Origin of the sequence: Proteiniphilum acetatigenes DSM 18083, from assembly GCF_000380985.1 — a bacterium.
Taxonomy (GTDB): Bacteria; Bacteroidota; Bacteroidia; order Bacteroidales; family Dysgonomonadaceae; genus Proteiniphilum; species Proteiniphilum acetatigenes.
The window spans coordinates 105467-128816 of sequence record NZ_KB905698.1; the positions used below are offsets into that span (position 1 = coordinate 105467).

General features: G+C 43.0%; 19 protein-coding genes, 1 other RNA gene and 1 pseudogene. 8 read left to right on the forward strand and 13 right to left on the reverse strand.

Going from position 1 to position 23350, the window contains the following annotated elements; genetic code table 11:
- Positions 1 to 2: 2 nt before the first annotated feature.
- The 13 genes from F597_RS0112225 to F597_RS0112280 form a co-directional block, all read right to left on the reverse strand.
- Positions 3 to 1034, reverse strand: a complete 1032-nt coding sequence (locus tag F597_RS0112225) for a hypothetical protein (RefSeq protein WP_019540038.1) — start codon at positions 1032 to 1034, stop codon at positions 3 to 5.
- Complete coding sequence (locus F597_RS0112230) at positions 1027 to 1839, reverse strand: fimbrial biogenesis chaperone (protein ID WP_019540039.1); 813 nt, start codon at positions 1837 to 1839, stop codon at positions 1027 to 1029. Before F597_RS0112230 ends, F597_RS0112225 begins: the two co-directional genes overlap by 8 nt.
- Positions 1840 to 1990: 151 nt before the next feature.
- Complete coding sequence (locus F597_RS0112235) at positions 1991 to 2554, reverse strand: hypothetical protein (protein ID WP_019540040.1); 564 nt, start codon at positions 2552 to 2554, stop codon at positions 1991 to 1993.
- Between the two features lie 779 nt (positions 2555 to 3333).
- Positions 3334 to 4317, reverse strand: a complete 984-nt coding sequence (locus F597_RS0112240; protein ID WP_019540041.1) for a FecR family protein — start codon at positions 4315 to 4317, stop codon at positions 3334 to 3336.
- A gap of 212 nt (positions 4318 to 4529) precedes the next feature.
- Positions 4530 to 5108 carry an RNA polymerase sigma-70 factor gene (locus tag F597_RS0112245; RefSeq protein ID WP_019540042.1) on the reverse strand — a complete coding sequence of 193 codons (579 nt, stop codon included), beginning with the start codon at positions 5106 to 5108 and terminating at the stop codon, positions 4530 to 4532.
- 105 nt (positions 5109 to 5213) lie between these two features.
- Positions 5214 to 6437, reverse strand: a complete 1224-nt coding sequence (locus F597_RS0112250; RefSeq protein ID WP_019540043.1) for an aminotransferase class V-fold PLP-dependent enzyme — start codon at positions 6435 to 6437, stop codon at positions 5214 to 5216.
- 115 nt (positions 6438 to 6552) lie between these two features.
- The gene (gene sufD / locus F597_RS0112255) at positions 6553 to 7893 is read right to left on the reverse strand and encodes a Fe-S cluster assembly protein SufD (RefSeq protein ID WP_019540044.1); all 1341 of its coding nucleotides are present in this window, start codon (positions 7891 to 7893) and stop codon (positions 6553 to 6555) included.
- A gap of 21 nt (positions 7894 to 7914) precedes the next feature.
- On the reverse strand, positions 7915 to 8658 hold the full coding sequence (gene sufC, locus F597_RS0112260; protein ID WP_019540045.1) for a Fe-S cluster assembly ATPase SufC: 744 nt from the start codon (positions 8656 to 8658) through the stop codon (positions 7915 to 7917).
- A 144-nt stretch (positions 8659 to 8802) separates the two neighbouring features.
- The gene (locus F597_RS0112265) at positions 8803 to 9567 is read right to left on the reverse strand and encodes an ABC transporter ATP-binding protein (protein WP_019540046.1); all 765 of its coding nucleotides are present in this window, start codon (positions 9565 to 9567) and stop codon (positions 8803 to 8805) included.
- 12 nt (positions 9568 to 9579) lie between these two features.
- Complete coding sequence (locus F597_RS0112270; RefSeq protein ID WP_019540047.1) at positions 9580 to 10329, reverse strand: MlaE family ABC transporter permease; 750 nt, start codon at positions 10327 to 10329, stop codon at positions 9580 to 9582.
- A 75-nt stretch (positions 10330 to 10404) separates the two neighbouring features.
- Complete coding sequence (locus F597_RS0112275; RefSeq protein WP_081624372.1) at positions 10405 to 11937, reverse strand: YihY/virulence factor BrkB family protein; 1533 nt, start codon at positions 11935 to 11937, stop codon at positions 10405 to 10407.
- Between the two features lie 15 nt (positions 11938 to 11952).
- Positions 11953 to 12314: RNase P RNA component class A (rnpB, locus tag F597_RS21685), an RNA gene on the reverse strand.
- Between the two features lie 108 nt (positions 12315 to 12422).
- Positions 12423 to 13277 carry a LytR/AlgR family response regulator transcription factor gene (locus F597_RS0112280; protein ID WP_019540049.1) on the reverse strand — a complete coding sequence of 285 codons (855 nt, stop codon included), beginning with the start codon at positions 13275 to 13277 and terminating at the stop codon, positions 12423 to 12425.
- Positions 13278 to 13554: 277 nt separating this feature from the next.
- On the opposite strand from F597_RS0112280, the gene F597_RS0112290 reads away from it, so the two are divergent.
- The 8 genes and pseudogenes from F597_RS0112290 to F597_RS0112330 all read left to right on the forward strand — a co-directional run bounded on the left by F597_RS0112290 (position 13555) and on the right by F597_RS0112330 (position 23290).
- Positions 13555 to 14670 (forward strand): DUF6051 family protein, encoded by a 1116-nt coding sequence (locus tag F597_RS0112290; RefSeq protein ID WP_019540051.1) that lies wholly within the window; start codon positions 13555 to 13557, stop codon positions 14668 to 14670.
- A 329-nt stretch (positions 14671 to 14999) separates the two neighbouring features.
- Positions 15000 to 16148 carry an efflux RND transporter periplasmic adaptor subunit gene (locus F597_RS0112300; RefSeq protein WP_019540053.1) on the forward strand — a complete coding sequence of 383 codons (1149 nt, stop codon included), beginning with the start codon at positions 15000 to 15002 and terminating at the stop codon, positions 16146 to 16148.
- A gap of 1 nt (position 16149) precedes the next feature.
- The gene (locus F597_RS0112305) at positions 16150 to 19332 is read left to right on the forward strand and encodes an efflux RND transporter permease subunit (RefSeq protein WP_019540054.1); all 3183 of its coding nucleotides are present in this window, start codon (positions 16150 to 16152) and stop codon (positions 19330 to 19332) included.
- Positions 19319 to 20728 (forward strand): efflux transporter outer membrane subunit, encoded by a 1410-nt coding sequence (locus F597_RS0112310; RefSeq protein WP_019540055.1) that lies wholly within the window; start codon positions 19319 to 19321, stop codon positions 20726 to 20728. The genes F597_RS0112305 and F597_RS0112310 overlap by 14 nt, the downstream gene beginning before the upstream one ends.
- A 151-nt stretch (positions 20729 to 20879) precedes the next feature.
- Entirely contained in the window at positions 20880 to 21443 is a 564-nt protein-coding gene (locus F597_RS0112315; protein WP_019540056.1) for an RNA polymerase sigma-70 factor, read from the forward strand.
- 149 nt (positions 21444 to 21592) lie between these two features.
- Positions 21593 to 21829, forward strand: a complete 237-nt coding sequence (locus F597_RS0112320; RefSeq protein WP_139224192.1) for a hypothetical protein — start codon at positions 21593 to 21595, stop codon at positions 21827 to 21829.
- Between the two features lie 184 nt (positions 21830 to 22013).
- A pseudogene (locus F597_RS22005) lies at positions 22014 to 22181 on the forward strand (sigma factor-like helix-turn-helix DNA-binding protein); the annotation flags it as partial.
- Between the two features lie 137 nt (positions 22182 to 22318).
- Positions 22319 to 23290 carry a FecR family protein gene (locus F597_RS0112330; protein ID WP_019540059.1) on the forward strand — a complete coding sequence of 324 codons (972 nt, stop codon included), beginning with the start codon at positions 22319 to 22321 and terminating at the stop codon, positions 23288 to 23290.
- The last annotated feature ends 60 nt before the right edge of the window (positions 23291 to 23350 follow it).

The following is a 23350-nucleotide window of genomic DNA, read 5'->3' on the forward strand; positions in this document are numbered from 1 at the left end:
TGCTATCGGGGAGAAATTTCATACATAAGCGATGTCTCGTATTGTTCGGGAGGAACATTGAACAGGCGCGAATCATTCGCTTCGGTAAAATAGGTAATATCAAAATTTACAGGTGTACCCCCGGTAGAGGGTCCCTCCAGTATGGTCTGGGTACCAGTAGAAAGCGTACGGGAATATATATTTCCGGTTCCCCCGCTTAATTGCAGGTGAACAATATCCAACGGTAAAGTATTGCCGGCGGAGGAGGAGAAATGAGAGGATACGGATCTTACCGTAACCTGATAGGCAGTAGTGGCGGAAACAGATAATCCGTCAACATAAGTAACACTTTTGCCGTTGATATAATCCGCCATCGTTTTAAATTCCAGCAGTCCATTAGATGCTTCCGTAGAAACCCGGATGGTGTACCGTTTCTCTTCAGGAGGAGGATTACCCAGATTGGTTACCTGTATCTTAAAAGTATGTTGCAGTCGGGCTATGGGTATATTATTTTTATCGTATAGCGTATATTCTATCTGAAACGGATACTCTTTCCATGCCTGCAGGGAATTCAAATAGCTGCCGGGAGCGACCGTCAGATTAAATCCCATAATAAAATCAAAATAATCATTTTGATTTGGGCTGTTGTTTATGATGGGGGCATTGGAATTGGGAACAAGGTACACTTCATTCGGTCCGTTTTGAAATGGAACGGATAAAGGCATTCCTACCTGAGTAACGCTGGGAATGGGTCCCGGTTTCAAATTACCGGATGTTCCGGTCGGGGAAAAACTTATTTTGTCTGCAGGAAATTCATTCCCTCCGTTTACAACCGGGTAGTTTACTATCCGGGCGGATAATTTCCAGTTCTCGAAAGTAATATTTCCATTACCGCTGATTTTCAATCTGGTAATATCCGATTGTGATACGGCACCTGAATAGGAACCCACACTAAGATAGTCGGATCCTCCCTGCCATGTCAGATTCACCTGACCGTATGCCGATATATGGAATAAGAGAAAAAGAAGTTCTATGTATATGAATAGCCTACTCATGAGTGAACTGCAGCTCTGCGGCTTCTATCGTGGTGCGGTCACCGTAATCGAGCATCACGGTGGCGATATATCTTCCTTTTTCCAGCTCTTGCCGGAGAGGAATCTGCATGATCCGACGGTCACCGGGCATCGTATAAAAATCGGCCGCTTCTATGTTCAATTCTTTACCGTCACCCTGGTTGAACAGACTGGCGCTCGCACGGCCGTTAATCCAAATATTACCCACATTGCTGAATAAGAGCATCAGCGAATTGGTTTCCTTATCGTATGCCAGATTCTCAATTTCCACTTTCTTTATTTCCGGAGCGTTGCCTTTACGGTATATTTTTATTCCCTGGCGGACATTGATCTTGATGGCTGCTCCCTGCGTATCTACGCCATCTACGGGATTCATCTGCGTTACAAATAGCATGGCCGTCTGTACATTCGCGTCACGGTCGATTTCCGCAGGTATGGTCATAATCAGATCGATCTCCCGGCTTTCTCCCGGCTCAAGGGTCATATACATGCCACCGGGCAGGCTTAGCCAGCCGGCACAGGAATTATCCAGTGAATCAGGCGGGAACATAAGGTTGCCACCATAACTATCGTATTCCCAATCCCCCATTGTAAGGGAGAAATTGAGCGGATGATCTTTACTGACATTGCTGACCAGTACTTTCTGTGATCCTGTCTCTCCCGGGTCCAGACTATAATATACCCGCGGCGGAGACACCGAAATCCCTACCTGTGAAAAGACGGTGGAAGGAATTATGAAAAAAAGTCCGGCAAATAGTAAAAAACAGTGGACAAACAGATATCTCATCGATTAGAATATTTTATTCAGTCGGGTCGGTCGTCCCTATTGATTGTTAAATACAAGTAATAATACCCTATTGAATATAAGATAGAGGGAGAGAGAAACGATTCAACCGAAACGTTCTCCCCTCCTTCTTTCTATTTTTAATAAATATACTTTATTTTGATACTATAGTGTAGGTAACCTGTGCTGTATATACTGATTCGGCATCATCATGGATATATCTATTGATGTACTGGTATGAGGCGCCGGCAGCAGTGTTATCGTACTTTATATTGTAATTAAGTACACTCCCCCCCTCGGAGGCTGTAATTATAGGGATATCTCCTGTCGTTAAAGCTTGTTCATTAAATTCACCCACTGCGGTATTTGTTCCAAGTGATGCTAAAATCTTCACATCACCGGCTGATATAACCTCCGCTCCGTCACCTCTCTTAAACTCCCCGTTCGATTTCACATTTACTTGAAATCCTCCGGTACTGAATACGGTCAAATGATCTTTTTGCTCGGAAGAGACACCACTCGCATAATGATCTTTTGTTTCGTACACGAGATCTACTGTTTTCTGACTCGGATTAACAACAATTGTCTGAATTGGTTTAAACCTGATATTCACTGTTACATTATCCGTATTCGACGGACCTTCTGCTTTCACACTGTTCACACACACTAAACCGCAAATGATCAAAGCGGCGATTGAAAGAAAGTTTTTAGTTCTCATTTTTGAATTAATTTATAAAGTGTTTATTTCTTTATGTGGTCTGTTTACCGGCCGACCATGCCACGAGTTTATATATAAAGGACATTTCATTATTCTTTACAGACACCTGAATCCGACAGATGCTAAGACAAAAATCCGGTACTCCATTGCTGTGCAATTTCTTTCGGGTTTTTACCTATTAAACTACTTGTAAAATAATCTTTTCTATGATCCGGATATCGAATCCTGCAGGGTGAAAGTGCAGATATCCTTAATACGAGTCAGTGAAGATGATTTTTGTATGCCTACTTATTTTTACTCTCTGTTCTATGTATAATCCATCATTTATTTAACCGACCCACGAATAAAGTTTTTCCGGGAAGCGCCTTTATTCCTTAAATACGGTTTAAGATACTAACCTACAACATATTACATCATATTCACTCAAAAAAGTGAGTCAAAGGTACGTCGACTTTTCGAAATAACAAAAAAAGGACATTATTTTTTATCTATTTAACATAGATAGCATTTATTGAATACTTTTAACTAAGGTTAAACATGCGTAATAAACTTAGTCCAAAATAGTTGTTTAAATTACATAAAAAACACACTGTTCATTTTTTAACGATTAATATAATAAATCATTAGATTTGGTGTCCGTTTTTTTATAAGATACTCTATTCGGCAACACATAAGTTGCATATTGATATATTAAGGATTTATAGTAAAACAAACAGGAAGAATGAACAAACAGGGAATCAGTGAAATCAGGTATCAGTTCTGCAGGGTTTATGAGAAGATTAAATAGAAACAGTAACCGTATCACCCTCGACAACAAATTTCACCGGGGATATTTTCTGAAGCTCCTTCAGCACATTTTCAATACCGGGTTGTTTGGTCGTTAGGGTATAACTGTAATTCAATGCTGCTGCATCTTGCACATGAAATTGCACATCAAATCTTCTCTCCAGTTCCTTTATCACTTCAGCAAGAGGGGTATCATAGAAATGGAGTACATTCTTTTTCCATAATGAAGCATTGGATGGATTGATAAGATTTCGCAAAGTTATTCTCCCGGTCGACTTATCATATTCTATTTTTTGTCCTGGCAACATGGGGTAGCTGTTTTGATGCACGTGAAAAGCGGTTCTCCCCTCATCCAGCACTACTTCTATAGTGTTGCTATTACCATAGGCTCTTACATTGAAAGAGGTACCTACTACCTCTGTCTCGGTATGCTGTGCGTGCACCACAAAGGGGCGGCTGCGATTGGAAGCCACGTTAAAATAGGCCTCTCCTTCGAGATAGATTTCTCTTTTTCGTAATCCGAATCTGTTCGGATAACGGATCTTTGTATCTGCATTAAGGAATACCTCTGTACCGTCCTGGAAAAAGATCCGCGCATCTTCTCCTTTAGGAACATATACTTCGGAATAGGTTGTTCCGGAGAAAAGATCGGTCTGTCTGTTCAGGTAAAAACCTAATCCTGAAAGAAGCAATATCGGCAAAAGAACGGCAACCACTTTGAGTAGATTTTTTCTGAAGCGGTTTTGGTAGATATTCCTGTCGATCCTTTTGTACAGGAGATCGGACTGTAATGGGGTAAATGATTTACCAAGGTCAGGTTCATTCTCCATCAGATAAGCATCTCTGTCGAGCATATCCGACAGGCATTGCTGCCCCTCGACCGTAGAAGAGAACCAATCGACCACCTCTACAGCCTCCTCTTTCGATGCCGATTCGGCTATAACCCTGTTAATAATATTTTTGTCCGATGATTGCATTTAATAAAGACTTTAGAGTCAAGAACCAAGACTTCTTAAACTAAAAGTGAAAAATGAAAGATTTCGGGTCTCGGACTTATGTCGCATTGATCCATTGGTAATTAGGAATTGGTAATTGCCAATTAAATCACTTTTCCACCATTCCACCATTCCACTTTCTATATTATATAGACACATATCCGGGTAAAAGAAATGAGTTTCGTTTCCTGTTTTTATAATAAGAGCATCTTAATCTGCTGAAAATAGGATCGTAATATTTTTAGAGATTCCTGATAATGGGACTTCACAGTATGAACTGATATCCCCATCTTATCGGCAATCTCCTGATTACTATCGGATGTCTTCAGTTTCCTCATACAGATTTCTTTTTTCTGAGGCGGAAGTTGTTCTATACATTTATAAAGCATTTCATACATCTGCTTTTCTTCCACCTCCCTCAAAATATCCTCTTGTGCGGGAAAATCGATCTGCGCATTGACATAGTTAAGAGAAACTGCCTCCTTATGATCGCGGATCATATTCAGAATATAATTCTTTGTCATCGTATAGAGATAATTCTTCAAATTTATCTCTATATGAATATCTGCAGTGGATTCCCACAATTTTACGAACACATGCTGTACGGCATCTTCCGCCATTTGTACACTCTTGAGGTATTTCAGCGCCAATGAATAGAGATACCGGTGATATTTTTGATATATCATGGAGAAAGCCTCTTTATCCCTCTTTTTTAATAAGATGAATAAAGCGTGATCTTCATTTCTCTCCTTACCCCGGAACTCTTTTTGCATACAGCTGCCGTTCTATTTGTTGATTCAGTGATTGGCTGATCATTAATTACCAAATTTCAATTACTAATTACCAGCTATCAACTGTCCATTGTCAATTATCAATTGTTACCGAAACATCTGAACAATCCTTTGAATACCACTTATGAGCATATCTATTTCCTCTTTGGTATTATAAAAGGCAAAAGAAGCACGAACAGTACCTTCCACGCCCAGCTCGCGCATCAGCGGTTCAGCGCAATGGTGTCCGGTACGGACTGCAATCCCCATTTTATCCAGTAGGGTACCCATATCGTAGGGATGAATACCATCCACCAGAAAAGAGATTACGCTGCTCTTATCAGCGGCATTCCCCAGGATTCGCAATCCAGATACGGCAAGCAGCTTTTCGGTAGCATACCGGAGCAACTCGTGTTCATAAAGATCTATATTCTCTAATCCTATAGAAGTAATATAGCGCAGCGCCGAAGCCAATGCAGCCGTTCCCACAAAATCGGGAGTACCCGCTTCAAACTTGAATGGCAGGCTGTTGAAAGTGGTTTTCTGAAATGAAACACTCGAGATCATCTCTCCCCCACCCTGATAAGGGGAGAGTGCATCAAGCCATTTCTCTTTTCCATATAATACACCAACACCAGTAGGTCCATACACTTTATGCGAAGAGAAAACCAGGAAATCGCAATCGATCTCACGTACGTCCACTTTTCGGTGCTGCACACTTTGCGCCGCATCGATCAGTACGGGGATATCGTGCCGGTGTGCTATTTCCACGATCCGACTTATCGGATTGACTGTCCCCAGCACATTGGAGATATGGGTAACCGCAATCAGTTTGGTACGGGAAGTGATCTTTTTCTCCAATTCATCCAGGATCAGTTCACCCTCGGCATTGATTGGCACCACTTCCAGTTTCAATCCGTAATAATCACACTGCAACTGCCAGGGAACAATATTGGAATGGTGTTCCATAGCTGTGATCACCAGTTCGTCACCTTCCCGGCAGAAGTCCCTGCAAAATGATGACGCCACCAGATTGATCGATTCGGTGGCACCTCGGGTGAAAACGATTTCATTAGAAGACGCAGCGTTGATAAATTCCTGAACCGTCCTTCTTGAAGCTTCATGCTCATCAGTCGCCGCCTGGCTAAGAAAATGCACTCCCCTGTGCACATTGGCGTTCACAGTGGTGTACATCTCGTTGATCTTATCCATGACACACTGCGGCTTTTGCGTAGTAGCAGCATTATCAAAATAGACCAGGGGCTTCCCGTATACTTCACGCGAAAGTATAGGGAAATCGGCACGTATCTTATGTATATCGAGTTCTTTCAATTCTATCTCGGATTTGGGATGTTGAAAGTGATTAATAACAAATTACTAATTACCACATTGGCACATTAATCATCACCTTCCCTCTTTTCACTTTTCACTATTAATTTTTCACTTTTCACTTACAAACAGCGCAATTTCCGCAACGCATCAGTTCTCCGCGGAAACGCTTGTCGATAAGGGTGATCAGACGCTCCTGCAATGTAGGAATACGAATCATATCTACCACGTCACGGGTAAATGCCACCATAAGTAACAGACGGGCCTCTTCTTTATCGATACCACGGGCACGCATATAGAACAGGGCATCCTCATCAAGTTGTCCGGTAGTAAGTCCATGGGAACATTTTACATCATCGGCATATATCTCAAGCTGCGGTTTTGAGAACATCTGTGCTGTGTCGGTCGAAACCAGGTTACGGTTCGTCTGATATGCCTGTGTTTTCTGTGCATCTTTCTCTACCAATATCTTCCCGCAGAAAACGCCGGTCGCCTTATCCTTCAACACATTCTTAAATAGCTCATTGCTGGTACAATTGGGTACCGCATGATCGAGAAAAGCAAAGTTGTCAATATGCTGTGTTTTATCGCAGATAGCCAATCCCCCTGCATGCGCTTCGGCATGTTCGCCTAACAAGCGAAACCGGTAGTTATTACGTGTATAACCGTTGTGAAGTGTAATACCGCTGGTAACCACATTGGAATTCTCTTTTTGTTCACTAAAGAGATTACTCAACCGGGTTACTTTTTCCGAATTCTCTTCAAGTTCGTAAAAATCAACCTGTGCCGAAGCACCGGCATAGATTTCCGTTACCTGGGTCACCACGAAGTGAACATCGTCCACAGCATGATCACAAACAAGCAATTTCACATGGGCATTCTCTTCCACGATGATCAGAATTCTGCGGTTCACATTCAGATCCACACCGCCGCGCAGGATATTGATCAACTGTAACGGTTTTTCAACCTCTACATTCTTAGGGACATACACTACAAAACCATCCTGGGCAAACATGGTGTTATAAGCCACTATGCCGTTATTATCCATGTCGGCAATCTGAGCATAATGCATATCAAACTGTGCAGGATACTCTTTTGCGAATTGCTGTAAACTACCCACGAAGACACCATCGGGCAGACCCTCTGTTTGCTCTGCTTTATCGTAATATCTGTCGTTAATAAGAAAATAGGTATGTGTAGAGAGGTTGGGGACGTCACATTTGAAAGCATCATAAGGATTGACCGGAATGAGAATATTCCGCAGGTTCAATCCCAAATCTGCATCAAAACAGCGCATTATGTTCGAATGCTTGTAGTCTTCCTGCTTTGAAGAGGGAAATCCTATCTGTGTAAATATATCGAAAGCTGTATCCCGGTGCCTGTTCAGTCCTTCCGTGGAATTGGCGTCCAATTCACCGCGATACTGCTTAAACAGATCTATATATTGTTGTTCAATCATTTTTATTCAGGGGTTACGGGGTTATGACTTTATCAGCCAGTCGTATCCTTTCTTTTCAAGTTCTAACGCAAGTTCCGGTCCGCCGGATTTAATAATTTTACCTGCATATAATACATGTACGAAATCAGGTTTGATATATTCCAGCAGACGTTGATAGTGAGTGATAAGAATAGTAGCGTTTTCTTTGGTCTGCAGCTTGTTTACACCGGCAGCAACCACTCTCAGGGCATCGATATCGAGTCCGGAATCGGTCTCGTCGAGGATGGACAACAGCGGATTGATCATCGCCATCTGAAAGATCTCGTTCTTTTTCTTTTCACCTCCCGAGAAACCTTCGTTCACCGAACGGCTTACCAACTGGCTGTCTATACCCAGTAAATCGCGTTTATCACGCATCAATTTCAAGAAATCGGTAGCCGATATCGGCTCCTCATTCCTGTATTTTCGTTGTTCATTGACCGCCGCACGCATAAAGTTAACCATACTCACACCGGGGATCTCCACCGGATATTGAAAACTGAGGAATATCCCCTCACGGGCCCGGTCTTCAGGTTCCATCTCCAGCAATTCCTTTCCTTTAAAAAGAATACTACCACGAGTAACTTCAAATTTCGGGTTGCCTGCCAGCACAGAAGCCAGAGTACTTTTTCCGGATCCGTTCGGTCCCATGACCGCATGTACTTCTCCGGCATTGACTTCCAGATCGATCCCTTTCAATATCTCCTGTTCTTCTACAACTGCATGCAGGTTCTTTATCTTTAACATATTTGGATATTTTATAAATATATACAAGCGGCTATTTTGCCTGGCCGCTTAAAAAACTGATTATTATATAATGATTTTGTGCTATGCACATTATTCAACTACGGAGTAACAACTCTTACCGTGAAATTGTTCTATCCTTATTCTTTATCCCTTTTCCTCTTCTGCTTCCTTGATCTTTTTGAAAAGGTCGGAAGCGAACACGAAATCATTCAGCTTTTCGTTGTCCGTTCCCATTACTTCCGATTTATTTCCTTCCCACTCTTTCACTCCTTCATTGATGAAGATCACTTTGTCGCCAATGTTGATCACCGAATTCATGTCGTGCGAAACCACTATGGTAGTCATCGAAAAATCTTTTGTCAGATCGTAGATCAGCTCATCGATAAGTTGTGATGTCTTCGGATCGAGACCGGAATTGGGTTCATCACAGAAGAGATATTTCGGGTTCAACGCAATGGCTCTTGCAATAGCCGCTCTCTTTTTCATACCGCCACTGATTTCCGAAGGATAAAGATTGGCAGCCTCCAGCAGATTCACTCTTTCCAGGCAGAACTCGGACCGTTTTTTACGTTCCCGCCGATTCTTGCGGGAAAACATATCGAGGGGGAACATCACATTTTCGAGTACTGTTCTCGAGTCGAAGAGTGCTGCTCCCTGAAAGAGCATCCCTATATCACGGCGTAAACGGCGTACTTCTTTCGATTTGAGCCCTACGAAATTCCTGCCGTCATACCGGATATCTCCCGAAGTAGGGATCATAAGACCTACAAGGCATTTCAACAGAACAGTCTTTCCCGAGCCACTCTTGCCAATGATCATATTGACCATTCCATTTTGAAAGGAGGCATTGATATTGTCGAGAACAACCTCGCCGTCAAATTCTTTCCTGAGATTTTTCACTTCTATCATAACGGCATTTCTTTACCCCAATGCTAACTGCGTGAACACCAAGTCACATACCAATATTAGCACGCTGTTGATCACCACTGAATTGGTGCTTGCCTGCCCTACCTCCAATGCCCCTCCTTTCGCAGTATATCCGAAATAGGCGGCAACGGATGCAATAATAAAGCCGAATAACATCGATTTGAATATCGAATACCAGATAAACGACTCTCTGAAGAAAGCCTGAATACCATACACATAAGTCTCTACCGAGGGAGTTCCTAAAACCAGACAGATGATATAACCACCAGACAACCCCGTAAACATACTAAAAATAACCAATACCGGCATAAAAGCCACAAATGAAGCTATCTTGGGGAATATCAGGTAATTGGCGGAATTCACTCCCATAATATCTAATGCGTCGATCTGTTCGGTAATACGCATCGTTCCTATTTCCGAAGCCACATTCGATCCCACTTTACCGGCCAGAATAAGACACATGATGGTAGAGGAGAACTCCAACAGGATGATCTCACGCGAAACCATACCGACCGTAAACCGGGGTAGCATAGGAGAATCTATATTGAGTGCGATCTGCAGCACAATAACAGCTCCGATAAAGAAAGAGATAATCACTACAATCCAGATAGAATTCACTCCTAAAAAAAAGATACCTTTCATGAATTCTTTCATGAATTCACTCATCCTATCCGGAATGGTCAGCACCTTTTTCATCAGCAGTGCATATTCCCCTACATCTTCTATGGAACTTATAAAACTCATGTGGCCTGTTCGAAAAGTATCCTGTTTCTATACTTCGCAAAGATAATCATTTTATTTTTTATCTACGGCGGCGGCTCAAAGATCTTTCAGCAGGAGATCACTGTTTCCGCCATGGAGCCCCATACGCGTGTTCATCAACGCTTTCCAGTGCTCGTGATAATTCCCGTCAATATCAATCATAAAATCTTCCGACCCCTGTTCATCCAATTCGGAAATTAACCGGTCTACGGTAATCAGATTTATATCCATGGCAGGCTGAAAGGCCGGCACACGTTCGTCGCTTCCTGAAGGAGTCACTGAAATGATGTTCAGTTCTACCAATTGATCCAGGATATCGTTGGTAAGCCGTCCCGGCACCTTACATCTGACCGATATCTGATCGGCAGTAAGGGGAGGTTTTTCATCGGCAAAACGCTGTACAATTTCCGAAGCGATCATCAATGTGAAGAAGTCTCTGTAACGCCGGCTGATATTACGGGTCTCCTTTTCGAATGAGAATTTCCGCACGTTCTGCGCCGCATAGGAGATCTCCGCCCCAATCAGTACAATGAACCAGGACATCTGTATCCACAGCAGCATCAGGGGGATGGCTGCAAACGTACCGTAGATGGCGTTATAGCGGGTAATCCACATCTGTCCGCTCAGGTAGAGCATCTGGAAGAACTGGAATGCCATGCCGGCGACAATCCCGGCGATCAGGGCATTCATGAACTTCACTTTTGTATTGGGCAGGAACTTGTAGAGCGCGGTGAACAGCAGGATCATTACCACAAAAGGCACAATATCCAATAAACGGGGAATAAAGGGATAAAGGATATAGATAATTTTGAGAGTATCGTTTTGCGGGTAGCTGAGAATGTTCAGCGCATTGACGAGAATAAAAAATACAGGCATAAAAAGCACCATGGCGGTGTAATCGGTCATCTTGCGCCCGATTGCCCTCCCTTTGCTCACCTGCCATATCTTGTTCAGGTTGTTCTCTATATCGTTAAAAAGGATCAGCACCGTGTAGAGGAACAGCAAAATACCAATTCCGGCAAATACACCACCGCCTTTTGCTTCTTCGAGCGAATTATCAATAATCTGGAACAGGAGGTCGAGAAATTCTCGTGTCCGTCCCTCTGCCGAAACTTCTTCTTCAGCGGTTATAGCTGGGGAGATAGCTGGGATCGTATCCACAACTCCTATCCCCGAAACAATGGCTATCGTACTATCGGCTCCCGCTCCCGGTGCTGCAATCACAACCTCATCAGAAGGCCTGTTACCCAGCATAAAACTGAAGATACTGCTCTCCATAATATTCTCGATGCCAAACCCGCGGGCAATAGCAAAGATAATAGCCAGTAGCGGCACAATAGAGAGCAATGTCCTGTAAGTGAGTGAGCGGGCACTTGCAGCGATATCCAATTCCTGCACATTTCTGACGGTAAGCATAATCGTCTTTATGGCATCATACAGGATATTTCTCTTGCCGGATAGTGTTTCTGGATTTTGGCGCCAGATACCGTAGGAGAGGAAGTGGATCAATTCCTTTATCTTGATCCTCAACAGTTCAAGCCTGCCGGGCCTTTCCTCTTCCGGTTCATATCTTTTCCTTTTCTTCGCCATGACTTTTTTTGTAAAAAAAGCAGCCGGTCTGTAAGCCGGGTTCTGTATACCGACGAATCGGATGTTTGTCATTTATCTACGGAGAAATGTCACCACCCTCCTTTAGCGGCCTACCCCTCGGCATCGGGCGAGCAACCCTAAAAATCCGATATACATGGCCTTGCAACCCATAATGCGTACGGCACACTGCATTACTACAGCGTCCGGTGAGCTCTTACCTCACCTTTTCACCCTTACCCCGACATCAGCCGGGGCGGTTATTTTCTGTTACGCTTATCCGCCCTCACGGACAGCTTCCCGTTAGGAAGTATGGTGCTCTGTGTTGCCCGGACTTTCCTCCACGACAATAGTGTCGTAGCGACAAACCGACCTGCTGCAAGTACAAAAGTAATACGAAATTAGCGATTTAACCCCTATTTCCTGCAGTTTTTTTACATTTCAGGATATGATTCGGGATGTGGGATCCCAATTCCGAATTCCACATCTCAAACCGAATAATACGAAAATTTATGCATAAATGACTCATAATAGGTCTTTGAGACAGGGATATCGGGTGTGCGTTCCTCATCCAGTTCCAGGACAATGCCACCTTTTATCTTTTTCAGTATTTTCACCTTGTCCATATTTACTATATAAGAACGATGGCAACGGACTAAAGGAGTCTCTTTTGTAAGATGTTCCTCCATCCATTTCAGGGAATTACGCAACAGGAATTGCGATACACCCGATTTATTCAGGTAATAGATAGTCGCATAATTATCCGCGGATTCAATATAGAGCAGATTTTCCAGCATCACCGAGATTTTCAGGTCACCCTTCTCATCAGGGAACGCAATCAACGTTTTTGCGCGGGCATCGGCAGATTTCTCCTGTTCGATATGTTCCAGCAGGGCGCTTTTTTCTTTCCATGAGAAATAGAGCCAGGTGATGGCATAAGGTAAAAGCAGCACTAAGGCTGTATTAAAAAGACTCTGCCTGAAGATCTCTGAGATATCCCTCTCGATCCCGTCTTTGGGAAAGAATTTCGCAAAGAGGGTATAGAAGATAGCCATTGCCACTATCTCACATAATATCCATAATGCATATTGCCAATATAATATATCCCGTTTTTTAGAGTAGGCCGTAAGAATTACCCGGCTGATAACTACCACTAACATACCGGTAAGGATGATCAGGCTTGAAAAAGCAAAATACTTGATATCAGATACGCCGGGATACCAGTCACGGGATCCGAACGGTTGAAAAAGATTGATAAACAGCAGGGCAAAGAGAGCCGTAAAAAAGATAGTTTTTATACTGTTTTTCTTTTCATACAAATATGCAGGGATCTTTCCTTCCATCGTTGAATGAATTTATATGTTCACCCACTACAAATATAATGAAAGCCGAACGCAGAGACAAGCTTGCTTGATCTATGCTGAGGCGCATCTTATATTATGCAAAAGTAAATTTTTATTGATGATTAACCAAAATAATCAGATTTTCCGACATTTTTTTCACCCCTGAATAACCGATTTCACCCCATATATAGGATTTTGCCCCATTTTCATTGCAATTTTCCCTTTGATTTGCATACAAGCGGGAAAGCATGTTTTTTTGTCGGAAAACAACTTGATTATGATAAATTACAAGGAACGATACATTACACTGAACAGTCATTTCAAACAGGGAATGGACTGTCATTTAGAAGAAACCGGCATCAACATACGTTTCTTCCGTTTTCACAGCCTTTCAAGCGACGAAAAAGGCGGCACAATGCAACATACGGACAGTAATATAATAGAGAACTTTTCTTTTGAATACCCGGTATTCACTCCTTCAGGCAAATGCAGGCAAGAGAAAGCCATACTGCTACTGCATGGGTTGAATGAACGGAATTGGAATAAATATCTCCCCTGGGCAGAGTTTTTATGCCTTAATACTGGTAAACCCGTAATACTTTTTCCGATCGCGTTCCATATAAACCGGGCGCCCGTAACATGGTCGAACCCACGCAGCCTGATCGGCCTGCTGAACTTCCGGAAAGAGAAATATACGGACGATCGCACTATTAGCTATGCTAATGTGGCTTTGAGTGACCGGATCAGTCAGAGTCCGGAACGGTTCTATCTGTCGGGGAGGCAAACCTGGGCAGATTTGACTGTGTTGTTCGAAGAGATAAAAACAGGACGCCATCCTCTTTTCAGGGAAGATACAAAAATTGATATCTTCGCCTACTCTATCGGTGCGTTCCTTTCTCAGGTAGCTCTGATGGCCAATCAGAAGGGTCTTTTTTCCGACTCCCGTCTCTTTATGTTCTGTGGAGGAAGCATCTTTCGCTCCATGTTCGGCATTTCCAGAAGTATCCTGGACAAACCTGCTTTTGAAAAACTGCAGGAGTACTACATTCATATTTTTGGAAACGAAGCCACTCCCCTATGGGAGCGTGACAATGCTTTCAACGCTTTCCTTCAGATGATCACCCCCGAAAGATTCCGTTCCGAACGTGAAAAGTTCTTTACATGCTTAAAAGGAAAAATCAAAGGAATCGCCCTGTCGAATGACATGGTGATCCCTTATCACGGTGTATTGGAGGCATTGGGCAGAAAAAATGCGGAATCGACCATTCAGTTACTTGATTTTCCGTTCCCCTATACGCACGAAAATCCGTTCCCCCTCACTTCAAAAGATACCACCTCCCTGAACAATGCCTTCACCAATGTTTTTTCCCGGGCAGCAGAGTTTTTGGCATAAATTCATTTTGCACTCACTTAATGAAATAGTTCAGCTATTCCCTGTCAAATAACAGCGTTGTTGCTCCTTCGTAATAAATCGTCTTTGTAGAGGCGTCCTATCGGCACTATTTTTCCGGCTAAGGTCAATTGATTGCGTTCTATCATTTCGATAACACAAAAAAATGTTTATTGGCCATAATATGCAGTTCGTCGATTTTTTTTGTCAAAACGAAAAATTATACTTTTTTTTGTACGTCAAAAAGGTTTGGGTTATTGAATTCATCTTCCTATTCCTTTTAAGATTGGGTTATTCCTCATTTGTTACGATGTAAAAATCATCAATTATTTATGAGTCATAAAATTAAAAAAAACGCGTATTTCATTTCGTCGGCGCTTCTGATAATGCTATTCTCAACCGCCTGCGGAAACAGATCAAAAAATGACGCCAACACTTTATCAGCAAGGGTTTATCCAGTACAGGAGCTTACAAAGCAAACTGCCGTACTGGAGTCAGTGTTCCCCGTTACGCTGAGAGGGGAAGAAGATGCGGAGATCAAACCGCGGGTGAACGGATATATCGACAAGGTATATATCGAAGAGGGCGCTGTTGTGAAAAAAGGGCAGGCGCTGTTCTCTATTAATTCGCCTACTTCCGAACATGATCTGGCCTCGGCAAAAGCAGCATTGGAGAGTGCGAACGCCAACCTCAACACAGCACGGTTAAATGTGGAACGCATACGCCCTCTTGCCGAAAAAAATATCGTCAGCGGGGTACAGCTACAAACCTACGAGAACGCTTATAGTGCGGCACAAGCGGCTTACAGTGAAGCTGAGGTGGCACTGAAAGCGGCGCAAGCTACTTCCGGCTGGACAACTGTCAGCAGTCCGATCGATGGAATAGTCGGATCAATCCCGTACCGTAGCGGAAATATGGTTACCAATGCAACCACACTGACCACCATTTCAAAGACCCACACCACGTATGCTTATTTCTCTCTGAATGAAAAAGCATTATCATCCTTATTGGAGACTCTTGAAGGAGAAACCCAGGCCGAAAAAATAAACAATATCCCCGAGGCCACTCTCCTTCTGGCAGATGGGAGTATATATCCCGAAAAAGGGAAAATAACAGCCATTTCCGGCATTGTCAATTCCCAGACAGGCGCTGTAAGCCTCCGCGCGAATTTCCCCAATAAGAACGGAGCGCTCAGAAGCGGAGCCAGTGGCAGAATATCCATTCCCAGAGAGCTGGATGATGTTTTTGTCATACCCCAAAAAGCCACTTTTACCCAACAGGACAAAGTGGTACTCTATAAAGTGGTGAAAGATTCGGCCAATGAAAACGACTCCACCGTGCAAACAATTATATCGGTACTTCCTTTGCCCGATGGCAAGCATTACGCCGTAACCTCCGGCTTGTCCGAAGGAGACAGGATCGTCGTGGACGGGATAGCCACATTAGCCAACGCACGAAAAATAAAAACCGCACAACAATAATATGCTGAAAATATTTGTAGAAAGGCCGGTGCTTGCCACCGTTATTTCGATCCTGATAGTAGTGTTGGGCATAATAGGCCTGGCTACGCTTCCCGTAGAGCAATATCCCAATATTTCTCCTCCCACCATACGTGTATCCACTAATTATAGTGGAGCAAGCGCAGAAGTGGTGATGAACAGCGTGATCATACCGTTGGAAGAGCAGATAAACGGTGTGGAAGGTATGACCTATATGACTTCCACCGCTACAAACAGTGGTTCCGGAAGTATCACTGTATATTTTGAACCGGGGGTTAATCAGGATATCGCTGCCGTGATGGTACAAAACCGGGTAAGCCAGGCAACCTCCCTCCTTCCGGCAGAAGTTACACGATCCGGTGTAACCGTTGCAAAACAGCAGAGTGATAATGTGTTGACAATCTCTTTATCGTCCACCAATCCGGATCATGACCAGGCGTTTATCCAGAATTATACCGATATCAACGTACTGCCTCAGATAAAACGTGTGATGGGTGTGGGTGATGCCAGCGTAATGGGAGCAAAGACATATTCAATGCGAATCTGGCTGAATCCAAACCTTATGGCATCCTACAATCTGACTCCTGCCGAGGTGCAGGCAGCGTTAAACGACCAGAATGTGGAAGCAGCTCCGGGTTCAATCGGCCAAAACAGCGATCAGACATTTGAATATTCACTGCAATATACCGGAAGATTAAAGTCGGTAGAAGAGTTCGAGAACATTATTATCCGTTCTCAGGACGGACATATACTCCGTCTGGGCGATGTGGCAGAGGTTGAATTAGGAGCCCTGTTTTACGCAGTAATGTCGGCTACCGATGGTACCCCTTCGGTAGTGATGCAGGTAAGCCAGATCGCCGGCTCCAATGCTACCGAGTTGATCAAAAATATAAAAGCGACACTCGATGAAGCCTCAAAGACGTTCCCTCCGGGTTTTAAATTCGTCTATATGGCAGACGCCAGCGAATTTTTAGATGCATCTATCTCCAAAGTTATCTCCACCTTCTTTGAAGCGTTTCTGCTTGTATTTCTGGTAGTTTTTGTCTTTCTACAAAGTTTCCGTTCCACCCTAATACCTGCAATAGCTGTTCCGGTAGCCATTATAGGAACTTTCTTCGTGTTACAGGTAATGGGATTTTCGATCAACCTGTTGACGCTGTTCGCCCTTATCCTTGCCATCGGTATTGTGGTGGACGACGCCATAGTGGTGGTCGAAGCAGTACATGCCCAATTGGAGAAGGGAGTTAAAAATGCGAAAGAAGCGACCCTGTTGACATTAAAGGAGATAGCCCCGGCCATTATATCCATTACGCTGGTGATGGCATCGGTATTTATTCCGGTCAGCTTTATCGGGGGGACGAGCGGTGTCTTCTACAGACAATTCGGCCTCACGCTGGCAGTGGCTATTTTTATTTCAGCTATCAACGCTCTCACATTAAGTCCCTCGTTGAGTGCATTGTTACTCACTTCACCGCACGCAGCAGAGGCGGCAGAGAAGAAAAATATATTCAAGCGTTTTACGGCATGGTTTAACAAATGGTTTCAGAAACTGACCGATCAATATGAAAAAACATTGCGTTATCTGGGAAAGAAAAATCACCGCTGGATAACCGTAGTAATGATTTTAGTATTCAGCCTGGCACTGTTTTTATTGATGAGAACTACCCCCACCGGATTTGTTCCCCAGGAGGATAGCGGATCGGTACTCTGTATGATCACCCTGCCGCCGGGATCCTCACTCGAGAGGACTGACTCGATGGTGCACCGGGCATACGAAATCGCAAAAGAAATACCGGAGGTGGCACACATTTCAAGTATCAGCGGTGTTAACTTTATGAGTGGTCTGGGCAGCCCTTACGGCACACTCATCATCAAACTGACACCCTGGAAAGATAGAAAGAGGACAGCTTCAGATATAGTGACTGTTTTAACCGAAGAAACAAGCTCTATCATAGGTGCTTCGTTTACGGTGTTCAGTTCTCCTACTTTAAGAGGGTTTGGTTTGAGTAGCGGTGTGGAGTTAAAGATGCAGGACAGGACAGGGGGGAATATCTACGATTTCTTCGATGTCACACAGAATTTTCTGGGCAAGTTACAGGCCACAGATCAGATCCTGACCGCTTACACCACTTTTAATCCCAATTTTCCTCAGAAGCAGATAGAGGTGGATATTGCCAAGGTAAAAGAATCGGGGTTACAACTCAACGATATTTTATCCACCCTGCAAATGTATATCGGCAGCATGTACACCTCCAACTTTACGTTGTACGGAAAGCCCTACCGTGTTATTATACAGGCTTCACCCGAATATCGTAAAAATATGGATAACCTGGATGCTCTTTTTGTAAAAACAGCATCAGGCGAAATGGCTCCTATTACCGAATACCTGACAATAACCGACTTTTCCGGTCCACAATCCTACACCCGGTATAATATGTACGCGTCGATGGACGTAACCATTGTTCCCAACTTTAGTGAAGGATACAGCACCGGTGACGTTATCGATCTTGTCGACCGGATGGGAGCGGACGAACTTCCGGTAGGATATGGCTTCGAATATACGGGGATGACGCGCGAGGAGGTCAGCAGCGGTAACCAGACACTGCTTATTTTTGTGATCTGTCTGATATTCGTCTATCTCCTTCTCTGTGCCCTTTATGAAAGTTATATCATCCCTCTTTCTGTAATATTTTCGCTTCCGGTAGGTTTGGCAGGTGTATTTATCTTCCTGAAATTATTTGGGGTGACACAGGGTATTACTAATAACATATACGTTCAGATCTCCCTTATCATGCTGATCGGTTTGTTGGCTAAAAACGCCATCCTGATTGTGGAGTTTGCCATCCAGCGACGAAAACAGGGAATGAATATAGTGGAGGCAGCCGTCAAGGGAGCGGTGGCCCGTTTGCGTCCTATCCTGATGACCTCGTTTGCTTTCATTGCAGGACTGACACCCCTCTTTTTTGCAACCGGAGCAGGTTCTGTCGGAAACCGTTCCATCGGTATCAGTGCCATTGGAGGTATGCTGATCGGAACCGTACTGGGTGTATTGATCATTCCTTCACTTTACATCATATTCCAGACGCTACATGATAAATTCGCGAAATCAGGTATTGTGAACATAAGTGATGACTCAATAAACAAAAATAGCAATGAACAAAAATAAAAATATAGTACCGGTTATTTTCGCAGGGATCGTCTTTGTTTTTCTGGGATTATCCTCCTGTCAGGTGTTAAACCGCTACCAAACACCGGAAATAGATACGTCGGACCTATACAGGGACAGTCACGCAGATGATACAACCACCATTGCCGATATCCCCTGGAGGGAGTTTTTCACCGACACCTACCTGATTGGATTGATCGAGGAAGGTCTGGAGCACAACGCCGATTTACAGGTGGCGGTAACCGGTATCCGTCAGGCCGAAGCGATCCTGAATATGGCGCGCGCATCCTATTTCCCCACCGTATCACTTACAGGGCAGGTATCGAATATTACAACGAGTGATGCCAATAAAACACTCGCTTACAGTTCGAATAACGTTACATTGGGAATTGCGGCCTCGTGGGAACTGGACCTGTGGGGAAAACTGAACCGCCAGGCCAGGTCGAAATATGCATTGTTCCTGCAAAGCCATTCTTATAGAAACCTCATCCAGAGCTCACTTATCGCCAATATTGCTACCTCTTATTACTCTCTGCTGGCGCTCGATGAGCAACTGCGCATCACTACAGAAACAGTCAATCTTCTGGAAAAAAATGTGGAAACAATGAGGGCGCTGAAAGAGGCAGGGATGCAAAATGTAAATGAGGCCGCCGTAGAACAAAGTCGGGCTTTGATGTTAAGGACAAAATTGAGTATCTATGATTTAGAAAGTGCTATCCATCAACTGGAAAACGGTATTTCAGTGATGCTGGGACGTAAACCCGGTGCAATAGAACGCTCGGCATTCGAGGCACAAACTGTCCCCACGGAGTTAGAGACAGGAGTTCCCGCCCAGCTATTGGCAAGACGTCCCGATGTAATACAGGCAGAACTTGACTTACGTTCTGCTTTTGAGTTGACAAATGCGGCACAGGCGAGCTTTTATCCCTCTGTCACATTGAATCCGGGTTCGATGATAGGTTTCGCGGCCTCGGGCTTTACCAACTTCTTCAGCAGTGAAAACTTATTGGCAAACGTTATCGGGGGATTAACCCAACCGATCTTCAACAGGGGACAATTGAAAGGAAACCTGAAAATAGCAAAAGCCCAACAGGAAGCAGCCCTGATTACTTTCAAAAATACCCTGCTAAGGGCGGGACAGGAAGTCTCGGATATCTTGTTTTCTTATGAATCATCCGTTAAAAAAAACAGTATCCGCCAGGAGCAAATCGTCTCAACCCAAAAAGCAGTGGAATATACAAAGGATTTACTGATCGCCGGCGAAGCCAATTATACCGAAGTGCTCACAGCAGAACAAAACTATCTCTCGGCACAACTTAGCGAGGTAAGCGACAAGCTTGAACAATTGCAATATTCAGTCAATTTATACCGGGCTTTGGGAGGAGGCGCGGAATAATCTGATTAAAAAGTTCCGGGAGCTTACTTGCCTTATAGTTATCCTTAAAAAGGGGATGGCAGATTGTTAAATGATAGCCGATTCACCAGGTTATCACAAATTTTTGTATTTTTGACTCTTAATATATAAAAAAACGCAAAATTATTATACAGTGCAGGTCTCCACAGAATATAAGGTTCAGTTTGAAGGAACGTATGTTTCTTACTATGCACGGATGAAGCGTTTTGCCCGGCAATATGTAATCTGTGAAGAAGATGCGGAAAATATTGTACAGGATATTTTTTTCGAACTATGGGAAAAGCAGTTAGAATTCACCTCTCTTGTCAATCTCAGCGGGTTCCTGTTTATGATGTTAAAGAACAGGTGTATTGATTTTCTCCGACGAAAGACATTAGAGCAACATGCCGTTGACGAAATACAATCTGAGTACATCCGTACACTGAAGCTGAAATTTGAATCACTGGAAGCCCTGGATAATAAATTGCTCAACGAGACCGATATAGATACCATTATTCATAATGCTATAGATAGCCTTCCGGAGAGATGCCGGGAGATCTTTGTGATGAATAAGATCGAAGGGAAAAAACAGAAAGTGATCGCGCAGGAACTCAATATTTCCATCCACACCGTGGAAAGCCAGATGGCCATTGCCTATAAAAAACTAAAAGAAGCATTAAAGGATTACACCTTCCTTTTCCTTTTCTTTTTTATTTGATTTCTTCAATGAATTCATCAAGTTTTTCCGCTGTATTCGCTTATCAAAAACGTTCGTATTACTCATGATTATATGAAGTTATTTAATTGTACTTATAAAAAAGATTTATATCTTTGTTACTCCGACAAACAGAAAGGAAGGAGTTTAGTATGAAGGCAATAGAGATTAAAACAAAGGAGCAGGAATTGATCCGGGAAATAAATAGCGATGTCAATTTACTTGAGTCGGCTTTGGAGTATGTCCGAAAAATAAAGAAATCACAACTAAAATATCCTTGTCAATATTCTGTAGATGAATTAAAAATAAGACTAAAAGAAGGACATAAAGCAGCAAAAGCGGGTATTTATAAGACTCAATCAGAAATGAGAAGCAAACATCCATTATGAGAATATCGTTCACTATTGGTCAGAAAACATTATAAAATTATCTATTTCATAGAGGACGAATATATTTACATTGCCGCCGTATGGGATTGTCGGCAAAACCCATATACAAATATTAGCAAGATGAAATAAATCCGGCGTTTTTTCAAAACCTGTCAAAAACCATAGAGAGTTTATCGGAAAATACCGGGAAATATTCGTGATGAATAAGATCGAAGGGAAGAAACAAAGAGAAATCGCACAGGAACTCAATATCTCCGTTCATACCATGGAAAGCCAGATGGCCATTGCCTATAAAAAATTAAAAGCAGCATTAAAGGATCACACACTCCTCCTCCTCTTCTTTTTTATCTGATTTTCAATATGTTTATATTTCCTTTGTATGCAAGTCCGCCAAAATAGGTTTTACCTTTGTATTTGTTTTGCGAAAAAAATTCTTTTCCTTTAGCGGATTTTCACTACCCATTCGTTTTATAAGTAATAAGCATCAAAATGGAAGAACAACTTTTGCGATATTTCTCTGGAGAATTAACGGTCGAAGAACGGTTGGAATTGATTCACCGCATTGAAAACGACAGTCGGTTAAAGGCTGAATTTATTCGTTTACAGAACCTGAACACGGTCTCACAACTCTCATCCCACCCTTCTGACCGGAGTGAGGGAATCACGCATTTCAAGATATTTGCCTCTCGGATTAAGCGGAACGCCCAAAGAAAACTTTTTGGGAATATTACGAAATATGCCGCAATAGCACTTATTCTTGTAACCTCAACCGTTTGGACTACAATGCATTTGTCGGATACCTTCATGGAACCGACTATGAATACATTACACGTTCCGGCGGGTCAACGCGCTCAAATAACATTGCAAGACGGCACAGAGGTCTGGTTGAATGCGCAGTCAACAATGAAATATCCTTCCCGTTTTTCGAAAAAAAATCGTGAAGTCGAGATTACGGGAGAAGCATTCTTCGATGTGGCTCAGGAGAAGAAGAGACCATTTATCATCTCCACACAACATATAAACATGGAAGTGTTAGGAACGCAGTTCAACGTATACAGTTATCCCGGCGCAGGTTACATTCAAACTAAACTGATAGAGGGTTCTTTGAGGGTTTATCAGGCAGACAATAAAAATAGCAGTATTATTCTGAAACCGGATGAACAGGTGACAATCCGGGGAAATAATATGACTGTCGGTCATATCAATAATCCGGACCACATGCTCTGGAGAAATGGAATTTATTCTTTTAACAACGAACGTTTGATCGTTATTCTTGAAAAATTACAACTCTATTATGACGTGAAAATCGTAGTGGAAGACCCTGAAATATTTAATGTCCGATACACCGGTAAATTCCGCCAGCGTGACGGTATCGATGAGATCTTACGTATCTTACAAAAAATCCAACCCTTCAAGATCATGAGAGACAGAGAAAATAACATTATTACATTAACAAAATAAACATATCAATCTTCTCGATAAGCGAATACGGAAGAGAAACTTATTTTGATATGTTGAACA

Bases quoted from the DNA above. Each gene is read 5' to 3' on its own strand.
- F597_RS0112235 (WP_019540040.1), bottom strand. From the start codon at position 2,554: ATGAGAACTAAAAACTTTCTTTCAATCGCCGCTTTGATCATTTGCGGT.
- sufC (WP_019540045.1), bottom strand. From the start codon at position 8,658: ATGTTAAAGATAAAGAACCTGCATGCAGTTGTAGAAGAACAGGAGATA.
- F597_RS0112310 (WP_019540055.1), top strand. From the start codon at position 19,319: ATGAACAAAAATAAAAATATAGTACCGGTTATTTTCGCAGGGATCGTC.
- F597_RS0112290 (WP_019540051.1), top strand. From the start codon at position 13,555: ATGATAAATTACAAGGAACGATACATTACACTGAACAGTCATTTCAAA.
- sufD (WP_019540044.1), bottom strand. From the start codon at position 7,893: ATGATTGAACAACAATATATAGATCTGTTTAAGCAGTATCGCGGTGAA.
- F597_RS0112230 (WP_019540039.1), bottom strand. From the start codon at position 1,839: ATGAGATATCTGTTTGTCCACTGTTTTTTACTATTTGCCGGACTTTTT.
- F597_RS0112275 (WP_081624372.1), bottom strand. From the start codon at position 11,937: ATGGCGAAGAAAAGGAAAAGATATGAACCGGAAGAGGAAAGGCCCGGC.
- F597_RS0112270 (WP_019540047.1), bottom strand. From the start codon at position 10,329: ATGAGTTTTATAAGTTCCATAGAAGATGTAGGGGAATATGCACTGCTG.
- F597_RS0112240 (WP_019540041.1), bottom strand. From the start codon at position 4,317: ATGCAATCATCGGACAAAAATATTATTAACAGGGTTATAGCCGAATCG.
- F597_RS0112305 (WP_019540054.1), top strand. From the start codon at position 16,150: ATGCTGAAAATATTTGTAGAAAGGCCGGTGCTTGCCACCGTTATTTCG.
- F597_RS0112300 (WP_019540053.1), top strand. From the start codon at position 15,000: ATGAGTCATAAAATTAAAAAAAACGCGTATTTCATTTCGTCGGCGCTT.
- F597_RS0112265 (WP_019540046.1), bottom strand. From the start codon at position 9,567: ATGATAGAAGTGAAAAATCTCAGGAAAGAATTTGACGGCGAGGTTGTT.
- F597_RS0112280 (WP_019540049.1), bottom strand. From the start codon at position 13,277: ATGGAAGGAAAGATCCCTGCATATTTGTATGAAAAGAAAAACAGTATA.
- F597_RS0112330 (WP_019540059.1), top strand. From the start codon at position 22,319: ATGGAAGAACAACTTTTGCGATATTTCTCTGGAGAATTAACGGTCGAA.
- F597_RS0112320 (WP_139224192.1), top strand. From the start codon at position 21,593: ATGAAGGCAATAGAGATTAAAACAAAGGAGCAGGAATTGATCCGGGAA.
- F597_RS0112225 (WP_019540038.1), bottom strand. From the start codon at position 1,034: ATGAGTAGGCTATTCATATACATAGAACTTCTTTTTCTCTTATTCCAT.
- F597_RS0112245 (WP_019540042.1), bottom strand. From the start codon at position 5,108: ATGCAAAAAGAGTTCCGGGGTAAGGAGAGAAATGAAGATCACGCTTTA.